At 70.6% G+C, this 12,061-nt stretch carries 13 protein-coding genes; 7 read left to right on the plus strand and 6 right to left on the minus strand.

Features of this window, described 5'->3' with window-relative positions:
* Nucleotides 1-15 precede the first annotated feature (15 nt).
* From H7F53_RS12095 to H7F53_RS12115, 5 genes are all read right to left on the minus strand, one after another.
* Nucleotides 16-1,029, minus strand: coding sequence for a zinc-binding dehydrogenase (locus H7F53_RS12095; RefSeq protein ID WP_185679746.1), 1,014 nt, complete (start codon nucleotides 1,027-1,029; stop codon nucleotides 16-18).
* Nucleotides 1,026-1,940: a polysaccharide deacetylase family protein gene (locus H7F53_RS12100; protein WP_185679747.1), complete on the minus strand. Its 915-nt coding sequence runs from the start codon at nucleotides 1,938-1,940 to the stop codon at nucleotides 1,026-1,028. Before H7F53_RS12100 ends, H7F53_RS12095 begins: the two co-directional genes overlap by 4 nt.
* Nucleotides 1,937-2,824, minus strand: coding sequence for a polysaccharide deacetylase family protein (locus tag H7F53_RS12105; protein WP_185679748.1), 888 nt, complete (start codon nucleotides 2,822-2,824; stop codon nucleotides 1,937-1,939). The genes H7F53_RS12100 and H7F53_RS12105 overlap by 4 nt, the downstream gene beginning before the upstream one ends.
* A gap of 1 nt (nucleotide 2,825) precedes the next feature.
* Nucleotides 2,826-3,506, minus strand: coding sequence for an isochorismatase family protein (locus tag H7F53_RS12110; RefSeq protein WP_185679767.1), 681 nt, complete (start codon nucleotides 3,504-3,506; stop codon nucleotides 2,826-2,828).
* A gap of 116 nt (nucleotides 3,507-3,622) precedes the next feature.
* Nucleotides 3,623-4,870, minus strand: a complete 1,248-nt coding sequence (locus H7F53_RS12115; RefSeq protein ID WP_185679749.1) for an MFS transporter — start codon at nucleotides 4,868-4,870, stop codon at nucleotides 3,623-3,625.
* 186 nt (nucleotides 4,871-5,056) lie between these two features.
* Between H7F53_RS12115 and H7F53_RS12120 the strand changes: the two genes are divergently transcribed.
* The 3 genes from H7F53_RS12120 (at nucleotide 5,057) to H7F53_RS12130 (ending at nucleotide 7,730) form a co-directional block, all read left to right on the plus strand.
* The gene (locus H7F53_RS12120; protein WP_185679750.1) at nucleotides 5,057-5,362 is read left to right on the plus strand and encodes a DUF1330 domain-containing protein; all 306 of its coding nucleotides are present in this window, start codon (nucleotides 5,057-5,059) and stop codon (nucleotides 5,360-5,362) included.
* Nucleotides 5,363-5,365: 3 nt separating this feature from the next.
* On the plus strand, nucleotides 5,366-6,382 hold the full coding sequence (locus tag H7F53_RS12125) for an alpha/beta hydrolase (RefSeq protein ID WP_185679751.1): 1,017 nt from the start codon (nucleotides 5,366-5,368) through the stop codon (nucleotides 6,380-6,382).
* Between the two features lie 142 nt (nucleotides 6,383-6,524).
* Nucleotides 6,525-7,730: a CaiB/BaiF CoA transferase family protein gene (locus H7F53_RS12130; protein ID WP_343062046.1), complete on the plus strand. Its 1,206-nt coding sequence runs from the start codon at nucleotides 6,525-6,527 to the stop codon at nucleotides 7,728-7,730.
* Nucleotides 7,731-7,743: 13 nt separating this feature from the next.
* On the opposite strand, the gene H7F53_RS12135 is transcribed toward H7F53_RS12130, so the two are convergent.
* Nucleotides 7,744-8,898 carry a DUF3089 domain-containing protein gene (locus tag H7F53_RS12135; protein ID WP_185679752.1) on the minus strand — a complete coding sequence of 385 codons (1,155 nt, stop codon included), beginning with the start codon at nucleotides 8,896-8,898 and terminating at the stop codon, nucleotides 7,744-7,746.
* Between the two features lie 246 nt (nucleotides 8,899-9,144).
* Here H7F53_RS12135 and H7F53_RS12140 point away from each other — a divergent pair, with 246 nt between their 5' ends.
* Genes H7F53_RS12140 through H7F53_RS12155 form a run of 4 tightly spaced genes read left to right on the plus strand, consistent with a single transcriptional unit; the run spans nucleotide 9,145 to nucleotide 11,919 of the window.
* On the plus strand, nucleotides 9,145-10,191 hold the full coding sequence (locus tag H7F53_RS12140) for an enoyl-CoA hydratase/isomerase family protein (protein ID WP_185679753.1): 1,047 nt from the start codon (nucleotides 9,145-9,147) through the stop codon (nucleotides 10,189-10,191).
* Nucleotides 10,188-10,970, plus strand: a complete 783-nt coding sequence (locus H7F53_RS12145) for an enoyl-CoA hydratase-related protein (RefSeq protein WP_185679754.1) — start codon at nucleotides 10,188-10,190, stop codon at nucleotides 10,968-10,970. Before H7F53_RS12140 ends, H7F53_RS12145 begins: the two co-directional genes overlap by 4 nt.
* A gap of 28 nt (nucleotides 10,971-10,998) precedes the next feature.
* Nucleotides 10,999-11,532: a VOC family protein gene (locus tag H7F53_RS12150; RefSeq protein ID WP_185679755.1), complete on the plus strand. Its 534-nt coding sequence runs from the start codon at nucleotides 10,999-11,001 to the stop codon at nucleotides 11,530-11,532.
* A gap of 36 nt (nucleotides 11,533-11,568) precedes the next feature.
* Nucleotides 11,569-11,919, plus strand: coding sequence for a Rieske 2Fe-2S domain-containing protein (locus H7F53_RS12155; RefSeq protein WP_185679756.1), 351 nt, complete (start codon nucleotides 11,569-11,571; stop codon nucleotides 11,917-11,919).
* Nucleotides 11,920-12,061: the final 142 nt, after the last annotated feature.

The following is a 12,061-nucleotide window of genomic DNA, read 5'->3' on the forward strand; positions in this document are numbered from 1 at the left end:
TAAACAGGACAGGCTCTAGCCCAGCTTGATCATCACCTTGCCGACGTGGCTGCCGGACTTGAGGTACTCCAGCGCCTCGCGCGCCTGATCGAAGGGAAAGACCCGGTCGATCTCGGGCACGATGCCCTGCGCCGCCACGGCGCGGACCAGCCGCGCCAGCATGGCCCGGCTGCCTGCCGCGATGCCCTTGATCGTCAGGTTCTTGCCGATGATCGTGCCATAGTTGGGCAGCGGTCCGTCGGCCGCGCCGACCGCAATCAGCACGATCCGTCCGTTGACCGCGGCAGCTCCGATCGACTTGGCGAGGGTGCCCTGACCACCGGTTTCGACCACGATATCGGCCCCGGCCCCGCCGGTCTCGCGCAGCAGTTCGGCCTCCCAGTCGGGATGGGTGGCATAGTTGATCGTGATGTCGGCACCGAGCGCGCGGGCCTGGGCCAGCTTCGTGTCGCTCGACGAGGTGATCGCCACCCGCGCCCCCGCCGCCTTGGCGATCTTCAGCGCCCAGATCGCGACCCCGCCGGTCCCCAGCGCCAGGACCAGATCGCCGGGCTTGACCTGGCCGACCTCGACCACGGCATGCCAGGCCGTCAGCGCCGAGGCCGAAAGCGGGGCGACCTGCTCATCGCTGAGCTCGGCGGGGACCTTGACCAGCGCGGCGGCCGGCACGCGGATGAACTCGGCGAGCCAGCCGTCGTGGGTGATGCCATAGTCGGCCGCGAAGGCGAAATAGCCGAAGGCGCCATCGGTCCAGGCCGCAAAATGCGGGAAGATCACGCGGTCACCGGGGGCCACGGCGGTCACGCCCGGCGCCACCGCCACCACCTCGCCGACCCCTTCCGAGAGCGGAATCCGGTCCTCGGCCTTCTTCGCCCCGTACCGTCCCTCCAGGACCTGGATGTCGCGGTTGTTGAGGCTGACCAGCCGGACCTTGAGCACCGCCTCGCCCGGACCCGCCACCGGATCGGGACGGGTGGTCGGGGTCAGCGAGGCAAGGCCCGTTTGGGCGCCGAGTTGGTAGGCTTTCACGTCTGGCTCCTGAAGGCATCGAGAATGTCGGACCCGGTGGCGAACCAGGTCGCGGGGCGCGCGGCGAGCTCCGCCAGCAGGCGCTCGAACGCGTCCATCCGGTAGGGCAGCCCGATGATGTAGGGGGTGAGGTGCAGCGGCAGGATCCGTCCCCCCTGGGCCTGCGCCTCGGCGGCCAGCCAGTCGTGCGCGTCGCGCACCTGTTCGGCATAGGATCCCACGGACTGCTGCTGCACGGTCAGGATCTGACGATCGGACAGCTCGTGGTTGAGCGGGATGTTGACCAGGCCGTTGGCGAAGGTCCACGGCACCTCGTCGTTGGCCCAGTCGACACAGTAGTCGAGCCCGGCCTCCCGCAGCAGATCGACCGTGTGGAAGCTTTGCGAGCGCGCGATCGAATGCCAGCCGCGCGGCCGCCGGCCGGAGACAGCGGTCAGCGCGTCGACGGCGTGGCGGATCAGCGCCGCTTCCTCCTCGCGCGGCAAGCCCGAGGCGATGGTTCCGTTCATGTCGGTCGAATGGGCGATCAGCTCGTGGCCGGCCTCGACGATGTCGGCGATGATCTGCGGATAGCGTTCGGCGATCGCCGCGTTGGCCGCCACCGACACCCGCGCGCCCACCTTGGCGAAGGCGTCGAGCAGGCGGTAGAAGCCCACCCGGGTGCCATATTCGCGCGCGGTGTAGTGGCGGTAGTCGGGATAGGCGGTCTGCATGTGCCCGGGGGCGCGGAACGGCGTGTCCGACGGGGTGATCGGAAACCATTCGAGGCTGACCACCAGCCAGGTCGCCACGCCCTTGCCGCCGGGCCAGGCGAGCGGTGCGCGCTGCGGCAGCGGCGTATAGGGGTAGAGATCGTGGTCATAGCCCAGCCGGCGGCGCGGATAGGCGAGATAGGCGGGATCGAGGCTCATGCCAGGGCCTCCGGATGGGCCGCGCGCCAGGCGTCGGCAATGTCGCCCGAGCGGGTCACCCAGGCGCGCGGGTCGGCGGCGATGTGGCGCAGCACCTCCTCGAAGGCGCCGATCCGGTGGGGCTGGCCGATCAGGTAGGAATGGAGCGGGATGCACATGACCGTCCCGCTCGGCTCGGCGGCGAGCCGCTCGAACTGGGCGATCAGCGTGCGGGCATATTCGCGCGGGCTCATGTTGTAGATGAAGAAGCCATAGTGATCGTTGACCTCGAGGCTGTAGGGCATCGAAATCAGGTGGCCGCTGCGCGTCCGGACCGGAAACGGCTGATCGTCGTGGTAGAGGTCGCAGGTATAGTCGAGCCCGTATTCGGCGATCAGGTCGAGCGTGCGCGGGGTGTGGGTCAGCGCCGGGGCCAGCCAGCCGCGGATCGTCTGCCCGGTCGCCTCGCGCACGGTGCGGATCGAATCCTCGATGATCGCGCGCTCCTGCGCCTCGTCCATCCCGTAGGAATAGCGGGTGTTGTAGATCCCGTGGCTGAAGAACTCCCAGCCGCGGGCATTGGCGTCGGCGACCACCTCGGGGTGGTGCTGGCACAGTGCCACCGAGAGGCTGACCGAGCCGGGAAAGCCGTGCTTGCTCATCACCTCGGCCATGCGCCAGTGGCCCACGCGGTTGGCGTGATCGCGGTGGGCATAGCCGACCACGTCGGGATGCGGCCGCGTCCAGGCCTTGCGGTGCGGATTGGCCGGGGGATCGATCTCGTAATATTCGAGATTGGGCGAGACCCAGACCGCCACCTTGCCGCCGTTCGGCCAGGCGAAGGGCCGCCGGCCGCGATAGGGGGTGAAGTCGTAGAGCCCGGGATCGGGCGCACCTTCCTGCATGTCAGCGCGCCTCCAGCCAGTCGATCACGGCCTGGACCGGCTCGACATCGGCATATTTCAGCTGGAGGTCGGTGAGGTTGGCGAAGTGGTAGCTCTCGTGCTTGTCGGCGCAGCATTCGATCGGGACGATCGTGCGATAGCCGCGCGACAGCGCATCCACCGCGGTCGCCCGGACGCAGCCCGAGGTGCTGCCGCCGGTCACCACCACGGTATCCACCTTGTGCCACACCAGCAGGCTCTGCAGCGGCGTTTCGAAGAAGGCCGAGGGCATGCGCTTGGTATAGACCGTATCCTCCGGCGCGATTGCGCAGCGCTCGTCGAAGGCGTGACGGTCGCTGTCGACCTTGATGTTCTGGAGCGAATCCGGCGTGTTGGTGCGGGTCCCCCAGACCCCGGCGTCGCTGGCATCGTCGGCATAGGCGACGTGGGTCCAGATCACCGGCATGCCGCGCTCCCGGGCCAGGCGCGAGATCGTGTTGGTGTGCTCGATCTGGCGCGGATCGGTCTCGTAGGCGGTCTTGTAGCGGTCGATCCGGGTATAGGCGTTCTGGAAATCGACGTTCACGATGGCCAGCCTTGTGCCGAACCCGAACTTCGCCCGGCCCGGATTGGCCATCACGTCCTCGAAGATCTGCCGCGCGGTCCTGCCATCGCTGACCATCTTCGTGCCGACCAGTTCCATGCTGCGCTCCACCTTGCGGGACAATCCGTGTGATCCAGACAGGATGCCCGCCTGTCCTGTCCGCAATCAAGCGATCCCTATCCGGCCAACGGTCAGCCGGATGGCGCCGCTTACGACTATCCGGACTGTCGCGTCCCGGCCACAGGGTAGCGGCCGAGCAGCAGGAAGGCCGCCGAACAGACCGGCAGCATCACCGCCGCCAGCAGCAGCGCGGGGGCATAGTCCTGCGCGCGGTCACGGATCATGCCGAAGACCAGCGGGGCGAACCCGGCGCCCACCGCGAAGCAGGTGTAGAGCAGGCTGTAGATCGCGGCATAGGCCCGCATCCCGAAATAGCGCGCGGTCAGGTAGGCGACGATGTCGTACTCGATCCCCAGCGCGAAGCCGATCAGGACGATGGCCAGGGCGCCGGTGCCCGGCTGCAGACCGCCGGCGGACAGCAGCACGCAGGACACCGCCGGCATGCCAAGGATGACGAAGGCCACGGCCGGGGCCCAGAACCGGTCGAGCAGCCAGCCACCGACCAGCCGCCCGATGATCGACGCCAGCCCGATCAGCGGGGTCAGCCGCACGATCGTGGCGGGGGTGAAGCCGCGGTCGGTGAGGATCCCCTCGAGGTTGGGCACGGTCCCGGCGAGCGCGAAGGAAATCGGCAGGAGCACCACCGCGATCAACCAGAACCGCCAGCTGCGCAGCGCCTCGGCGCGGGTCAGGCCCGGCAGGACCTCGGCCGCGCCGCCCGCCCCGGCCGCCCGGCCGGGCTCGCGGAACAGGGCGAAGCAGGCGGGCAGAGCCACCACCAACGGCAGCGCGCCCAGCGCAAGGAACCCGGCGCGCCAGCCATGGGCCGCAATCACCGCGGCCAGCACCGGCTTGCAGACGATCCCGAACAGCCCGGTGCCCATCATCGCCAGCCCCAGCGCGAGGCCGCGGTTGCGCTCGAACCAGCGGTTGACCGTGCGGGTAAAGGTGATCGGCAGGGTGCCAACCCCGACGAAGGCGATGACCAGAAAGGTCAGATAGTACTGCACCAGGGACCCGCCGAGCAAAGCGAGCGACAGATAGCTGAGCCCAAACAGGGTGAGCGAGACCAGCGCCACCGGGCGCGTGCCATGGCGGTCGCACAGCGCCCCGGCGATCGGTCCGGCGACGACCAGCGCGAGAGTGGTGATCGTCAGCGCGCCCATGATCTGGCCCATCGACCAGCCGAACTCGCGCGCCAGGTGGGGCGCGAACACGCCCAGGGTATAGAACGGCACGGCGGCGAGGCCGCAGCCGATCCCGAGCAGCGCAGACAGGACGATCGGCCAGCCCCGCCTGAACTCGCCCTCCGCCGCGGACCCGGCCCCGTCCCGTTCCGTCATCGTGGCCTGTCCTGTCACCCGCATGTCCCCTTCCGCTGCGACGGCCAGCAACGGCGTGATGGCCCCGAGGAACAAGCGCGCGCCGGGAGACCCTCCGCACAGCGGATAGTTGCCGCCAGAGGCTTCCGCTGGCGCCCGCGCGGGGTGGATGCGTTGGGCCACCCCTTCTGATCCGGAGCGTACTCCATGGCAGCCTGGCTCGTCGTCACCGCCACGATCCCCGACCGCGAGGCCTTCCTTGCCTGCGGCTACACCGCGCGTTCGGCCGAGCTGCTGCAAGCGGCGGGCGGTCGCTATGTGATCCGTGCCCCGGGCGCGGCGGTGCTCGAGGGCGATGGACAGGCGGGGAGCGGTCCGGGACCCTCGGTGGTCATATCCGAATGGCCCGACCGGGCCAGCGCCCTGGCATTCTGGAACTCGCCCGAGTACCAGGCGGCCAAGGCCCTGCGCGCAGGGCTGGCGGAGATCGACGTGCTGCTGGTGGGGGCCTGAGCCATGCGCGGCAGCACCGGGAACCCGCTTGCCCGTCTGGCGCTGGGCGCCGTCCTCACCGGCCTGATCCTGGCCTCTCCGGTCGCGGCGGCGCGCGAGGAAGCGCCCCTGCGGCTCTGGCCGCAGGGCGCGCCCGCCATTCCCGGCTGGCCCGGCATCGCGTCGGTCCCGGTGCCGGAGCGGCTCGAAGCCGTGCCCGGCGACCCTTGGTCTGACAATGTGGCCAATGTCGCCGACCCCACGCTGCAGCCCTTCCTGCCCGCCCCCGGCACGGCCACCGGCGCCGCGGTGATTGTCGCGCCCGGCGGCGGCTTCCACCATCTGGCCATGCGCAAGGAAGGCACCGCCGTGGCCGCGTGGCTGGCCGATCACGGCATCGCCGCGTTCGTGCTGAAGTACCGCCTGGTCCAGCACGAGCCCGGCGAAAGCGCCGACGCGCTGCGGCGACGGGTCAACAGCGATCCGCGCTTCCGCAACGGCGTGGCGGGCATGCCGGGCCTGGCCGACGGGCTTGCCGCGCTGCGCCTGGTGCGGGCACGCGCGGCCGACTGGGGCCTCGATCCGCACCGGGTCGGCGTGGTGGGCTTCTCGGCCGGGGGGCACATCGCCGGCATGATGGCGCTGACCGGCAATCCGGCCGAGCGGCCCGACTTCGTCGGACTGATCTATGGCATGCCGTTCCTGATCCCCTTCCCCGATCTGCCCGCGGCCAATCTGCCCTGGCCGCCGGGGACGCCAAAGGAACCCTGGCTGCGGCCCAAGCCGACCCCGGCGCCGGGTGCCCTGCCCCCGATGTTTCTCGCCCAAGCCCAGGACGACGTTCTGGTCGGGCCGGAGCTGGGCGGGTTCTACGCTGCCCTGACGAGGGCCGGCTACCAGCCCGAGCTGCACCTGTACGCCCGCGGTGGCCACGGCTTCGGCATGAAGCCGCAGGGTCTGTCGAGCGACCGCTGGATCGAATCGTTCCGCAGCTGGATCACCGCCGGGGGCTTCGACCGGGCGCGCCCGGCAGCACCCTGACCGCAGGGCGGAGACACCCGCGGACCACGTTCGCGGGGTCAACCCGATCTCTTACGTCATAAGACTATATCATGTGAGGGCACGGCACAGCAGGCCGCGACCGGCGGACCCCGCGCGTGCCACCCCGTTCTGGAGATCTGTCGTGACCGTAGCTTCTGCCGTTCGACCGGGCGCCCTGTCGGACATTCGCGTGATCGAGCTGGGCCAGCTGATCGCCGGCCCGTTCTGTGGTCAGTTGCTGGGTGACATGGGAGCGGACATCATCAAGGTCGAGCCGCCCGGCGCCGGCGACCCGATGCGCGACTGGGGCCAGGGCGCCGAGAAGGTGAACTGGGAGGTCATCGCCCGCAACAAGCGGTCGGTCTCGGCCAACCTGCGGGTCCCCGAGGGCCAGGCCCTGGTGCGCCGCCTGATCGCCACCGCCGACGTGGTGGTCGAGAACTTCAAGCCGGGAACGCTGGAGAAGTGGGGCCTCGGGCCGGACCGGTTGCTGGCCGAACAGCCCGGGCTGATCATCGCGCGGATGTCGGGCTATGGCCAGACCGGCCCCTATGCCGACCGCGCCGGGTTCGGCGGGATCGGCGAGGCGATGGGCGGCTGGCGCTACATCGTCGGCGAACCCGACCGGGCGCCCAGCCGCATGGGCGTGTCGATCGGCGATTCGCTGACCGCGACCTACGGCTGCCTCGGGGTGCTCGCCGCGCTGCACGTGCGCGAACGCACCGGGCAGGGCCAGGTGATCGACGCGGCGCTCTATGAAAGCGTGCTGCAGGTGATGGAGGGGCTGGTCCCCGAATATGATCGCTCGGGCTTCATCCGCGAGCGGTCGGGCTCGATCCTGCCGGGCGTGGCGCCTTCGAACGTGTACCGCTGCAAGGATGGCGAGTTCATGATCGGGGCCAACAAGGATTCGCTGTGGAAGCGCCTGGCCGTGGCGATGGGCCGGGCCGAGCTGGGCGATGATCCGCGCTATGCCACCCACCTGGCGCGGGGCGAGAACCAGGCCGAGCTCGATCGGCTGATCGAAGCCTGGACCGGCACCCTGTCGGTCGACGAGGTCGAGGCGCTGATGGTCGAACACTCGATCCCGGCGGGTCGGGTCTACCGCGCGCCCGACATGCTGGCCGATCCGCACTTCCAGGCGCGCGAGGCGATCGTCACGGTCGAAACCGAGCGCTATGGCCCGCTGCGAATGCAGAGCACCTTCCCGCGGCTCTCGGCCACCCCGGGCAGGGTCCGCCGCCCGGCTCCGGCGCGGCCGGGACAGCACAACGCCGAGGTCTATGGCGAGCTGCTGGGTCTGGACGCGGGCGAACTGGAACGGCTGGCCGCAGCCGGGACGATCTGAGCCCGGCGCCGCGCTACCGCGCCGGACGGTCGGCGCGGTGGGCGCGGTGGGCGCGCTGCCAGGCCGCGGTGCGGAGCACGGCGTTGGCGCGCAGATCGGCATAGAACAGGCCGATGTCGTGATAGTGCATGACCCCGCCGGGCAGGGGCTTGAGCCCCAGCGCGGGATCGGGCTCCACCACCAGCAGGCCCTGCTCGCAGCGGGCGGCCACCTTGCCCGCCACCAGCGGCTGGGGGGCGCCCTCGCCGGGATCGCCCGGCACGGCCCCCCGGCTGGCCGTGGCCGGAGCGGCCGGCCGGCTGCGATCGAAGGTCAGCGGGTTGATGCACAGCGTCAGCTTGCCCGGGTTGTCGCCGAACGCCTTGACGTAGGTGGACTGGTAAAGCCCGGCCATGACCGGCAGGTTGGCGCTGGGGAGCAGCGCGTTCCACTGCACCACGCAGCCGGTCTGGGCCGGGGTCTCGCACGGGTTCACCCCCTTGAAGCGCGGGCCGAACTCCCCTTCCCCGAGATTGATCCCGATGATGTAGGCCGCGATCAGGCGCGCCTGCAGCGGCGTACCCTGGACCTTGCGCTCGAGCAGGGCGGCGATCATCCAGCCGCCCTGGCTGTGCCCGGCCAGGATGAACGGCCGGCGCGGATCGCGGTGTGCGAGGAACCAGTCGAAGGCGCGGGCCACATCGCTGTAGGCCAGCTCCATCGCCTTGTCGCGATCGCTATCGCGGTTCAGGAAAGAGGCCTGGCGGTAGCGCGGCGCATAGACCTTGCAGCACCCGCTGAACGCCCCGGCCTGGCGGGCGATGACGCTGGCATCGGTCCAGCGGTTGGTGGCGCTGTCGGCCAGATCCTGGTTCCAGCGGTCCTGGCTCTTGAACGTCGTCGGATGGACATAGAACACGTCGGCAGCGGGACGCCGGGCGGCGCGGCTGGCGCCGGCTGGCAGGGCCGTGCTGGCGCCGGGGCCGAAGGGACCGGCAGCCCAGGCCGCGGGGCTGTCATAGTCGGGCGGCGGCGGTGGGGTCTGCGTGGCGAAGGGCGGCACCTCCGCGCGCAGCGCAGCGGCTGGCGCCACGACAGCCACGATCTGCGCCGCGGCGACCATGGCCAGTCCCGCCGGCACACCGCGGGAGGCGAAGCGGAGGATCGGGCCAGGTGTCGGTCGGGTCATCGCGCGCTCCGTGCAGTCGGCGCAGTCTAGGCCGCGGCCCTGCTGCTGGGCCGGCCGAGGGCGGCTTGTCCGCCCTGCGGATAGCCCGCGCCGTCCTGCCAGCCCAGACCGCACGCAGCAATGCCGCGACCGCGATCATTCTGCCCCGGCGCACGGCTTGCGCGCAGCTCATGCTATAAGCAGTTGTCGTGCCACGCGCGGCACGGCATGGAGCTGCGCGCAAGCAAGGCCAAGAGGGTGCAGGCGATGACGACGGAGATAGTGGTGCGGACCGAGGGCGGGGCGGGCGTCCTGTCGCTCAACCGGCCCAAAGCGATCCATGCGCTGACCCTGCCGATGGTTGCGGCCATGACGGCGGCCCTGCTCGCCTGGCGCGACGATCCGGCCGTGCAGGTGGTGATCATCGACCATGCCGAAGGGCGTGGCTTCTGCGCCGGCGGGGACATCACCCTGCTGCGCGAATCCGCGCTGGGCGATGGCGGCGCCGCCGGGCGCCGGTTCTTCTTCGAGGAGTACCGGCTGAATCACCTGATCATGACCTACCCCAAGCCGGTGATCGCCTTCATGGACGGCATCACCATGGGCGGCGGGGTCGGGATCTCGGGTCCGGCCCGGCTGCGCATCGCCACGGCGCAAACCCGGCTGGCCATGCCCGAGACCGGGATCGGCCTGTTCCCCGACGTCGGCGGCGGCTGGTACCTGTCGCGCCTGCCCGATCGCCTCGGGCAGTACCTCGCGCTCACCGGCGCCCGGCTGGACGGGGCGGAGTGCCTGTGGACGGGTCTGGCGACGCATTACCTGCCGGTCGAGGCGCTGGCCGCGGCCAAGGCGCGGATCGCCGCCGATCCCGCCGCGCTCGCCACGATCCTCGCCGAACTGGCCGCCCCCGCTCCGGAACCGCGCCTCGCCGCGCAGGCGGCCGCGATTGCCCGGCTGTTCGCCAGCGACCGGTATGAGGAGGTGCTCGCCGCGCTGGCGGCCGATCCCGGCGATTTCGCCCGCGATACGCTGGCCACGCTGCGCACGAAAAGCCCGCAGGCGTGCAAGGTGGCACTGCGCCAGCTGGCGACCAGCGCGGACCTGCCCGATTTCGCCGCGAACATGGCGATGGAGTACCGCATCGGCAGCCGCGTGCTGACCCTGCCCGATTTCGCCGAAGGGGTCCGCGCGGTGATCATCGACAAGGATAATGCGCCGTGCTGGTCGCCCGCCACCCCCGAGGCCGTCGGCGCGGACCGGCTCGACGCGATCTTCGCCCCCCTTCCCGCCAACGAAGAATGGACCCCGCTATGACGTACGAGAGCATCCTGGTCGAACAGCACGATGCGGTGACGCTGATCACGATCAACCGGCCGCAGGCGCTGAACGCGCTGAACTCGCAGGTCCTGGCCGAGCTGATCGCCGCCTTCGCCGCCTTCGAGGCGGATCCGAGCCAGGGCTGCGCGGTGCTCACCGGGGCAGGCGACAAGGCCTTCGCGGCCGGCGCCGATATCAAGGAGATGGCCGACAAGCCCGCCTCGGACTTCTTCAACGAGGACTTCTTCGCGGGCTGGACCAGCCACCTCGTCAAGTCCACCCGCAAGCCGTGGATCGCCGCGGTCAACGGCTTCGCGCTGGGCGGGGGCTGCGAGCTGGCGATGATGGCCGATTTCATCATCGCCGCCGATACGGCGCGCTTCGGCCAGCCCGAGATCAAGCTGGGCGTGGCCCCGGGGATGGGCGGATCGCAGCGGCTGACCCGGGCGGTCGGCAAGGCCAAGGCGATGGACATGTGCCTGACCGGCCGGATGATGGACGCCGCCGAGGCCGAGCGGTCGGGTCTGGTCAGCCGGATCGTGCCGCTGGCAGGGCTGATCGACGAGGCGCTCAAGGCCGCGCAGACGATCGCGGCGATGCCGCCGATGGCCGCCAAGGTGAACAAGGAGATGGTCAACGTCGCCTTCGAGACCACGCTGGACCAGGGCCTGCTGTTCGAGCGCCGCGCCTTCCAGATCCTGACCGCCACCGAGGACAAGGCCGAAGGGATGAAGGCCTTCGTCGAGAAGCGGCCCGGCGTGTGGCAGGGAAAGTAGGCGCCACGGCGAACAGCGGAGGTGGTGCATGAGCCCGGGGGGTCTGCCGATCCGGCAGGTCGCCTATTTCTGCGCCGACGTGCGCGCGGCGGCGCTGGCGCACCACCGCCGCTTCGGCTCGGGCCCGTTCTTCGTCGCTGACGGGATCGAGGTCACCCGTTCACTGCACCGCGGGGTCGAACGGCCGTTCGACCACAGCTCGGCCTATGGCCAGTGGGGCGAGCTGATGATTGAGTTCGTCCAGCAGAACAACTCCGGCCCCTCGGCGCTGCATGATCTCTATCCCGAGGGTTCGGGACGCTGGGGCCTGCACCATGTCGCCCTGTTCGTGGACGACGTCGATGCCGCGATCGCGCGGCTGGACCAGGAGGGCTTCCCGCTGGCGCAGCGCTCGGTCAGGCCGGACGGCTTCGTCTTCGCCTTCGTCGACACCAGCGCCGCCTACGGCCACATGACCGAACTCTACGCGCCCACCCCCGGGCTGACCGGGTTCTACCGGATGGTCGCCGAGGCGGGGCGGAAGGGGGTTGGCACCGAGGTGCTGATTCCCCTCACCCTGTAACCATCACCAGCCTTCCAGCCCAGACCGAGGATCCCCGTGAGCGAAACCTGGCATCCCGCCCTAGCCGAAACCGACCTGCCCGCCGATGGCAAGGCCACCGCCCTGCTCGGCGGTTGGCACGTGCTGATCGTCCGCGACGACACCGGCCTCCACGCCCTCAACGACCGCTGCACCCATCAGGCCGCGCTGCTCTCGCCCGGGCGGGTGCGCCGCGGGGCGGTCATGTGCCCGTTGCATGGGGCCCGCTTCGAGGTGGCGAGCGGCCGCTGCCTCGGCGGCGCTTACCCGGACCTGCGCACCTTCCCGGTGCGCAGCACCGACGGCATGATCGAGGTGGCGGTGCCCGACGCGCCGCCGGGGCCGGAGGAGCGCCCGGTCGGGGTCTGAGCCGCAGGCTCTGCCGCGGCCCGGGCGGGACGGCCGGGCCGCCCCGCCTGTGGCCGGTCAGACGCGGGTCTTGAGCACCTCGGCGAGGGTTTCGCCGAGCAGCGAGGGCGAGGGGCTGACGCGGATGCCGGCCTCTTCCATC

Source organism: Novosphingobium piscinae (genome assembly GCF_014230355.1).
Taxonomy (GTDB): Bacteria; Pseudomonadota; Alphaproteobacteria; order Sphingomonadales; family Sphingomonadaceae; genus Novosphingobium; species Novosphingobium piscinae.

Bases quoted from the DNA above. Each gene is read 5' to 3' on its own strand.
- H7F53_RS12100 (WP_185679747.1), bottom strand. From the start codon at position 1,940: ATGAGCCTCGATCCCGCCTATCTCGCCTATCCGCGCCGCCGGCTGGGC.
- H7F53_RS12145 (WP_185679754.1), top strand. From the start codon at position 10,188: ATGACGTACGAGAGCATCCTGGTCGAACAGCACGATGCGGTGACGCTG.
- H7F53_RS12120 (WP_185679750.1), top strand. From the start codon at position 5,057: ATGGCAGCCTGGCTCGTCGTCACCGCCACGATCCCCGACCGCGAGGCC.
- H7F53_RS12140 (WP_185679753.1), top strand. From the start codon at position 9,145: ATGACGACGGAGATAGTGGTGCGGACCGAGGGCGGGGCGGGCGTCCTG.
- H7F53_RS12135 (WP_185679752.1), bottom strand. From the start codon at position 8,898: ATGACCCGACCGACACCTGGCCCGATCCTCCGCTTCGCCTCCCGCGGT.
- H7F53_RS12150 (WP_185679755.1), top strand. From the start codon at position 10,999: ATGAGCCCGGGGGGTCTGCCGATCCGGCAGGTCGCCTATTTCTGCGCC.
- H7F53_RS12110 (WP_185679767.1), bottom strand. From the start codon at position 3,506: ATGGAACTGGTCGGCACGAAGATGGTCAGCGATGGCAGGACCGCGCGG.
- H7F53_RS12115 (WP_185679749.1), bottom strand. From the start codon at position 4,870: ATGACGGAACGGGACGGGGCCGGGTCCGCGGCGGAGGGCGAGTTCAGG.
- H7F53_RS12125 (WP_185679751.1), top strand. From the start codon at position 5,366: ATGCGCGGCAGCACCGGGAACCCGCTTGCCCGTCTGGCGCTGGGCGCC.
- H7F53_RS12105 (WP_185679748.1), bottom strand. From the start codon at position 2,824: ATGCAGGAAGGTGCGCCCGATCCCGGGCTCTACGACTTCACCCCCTAT.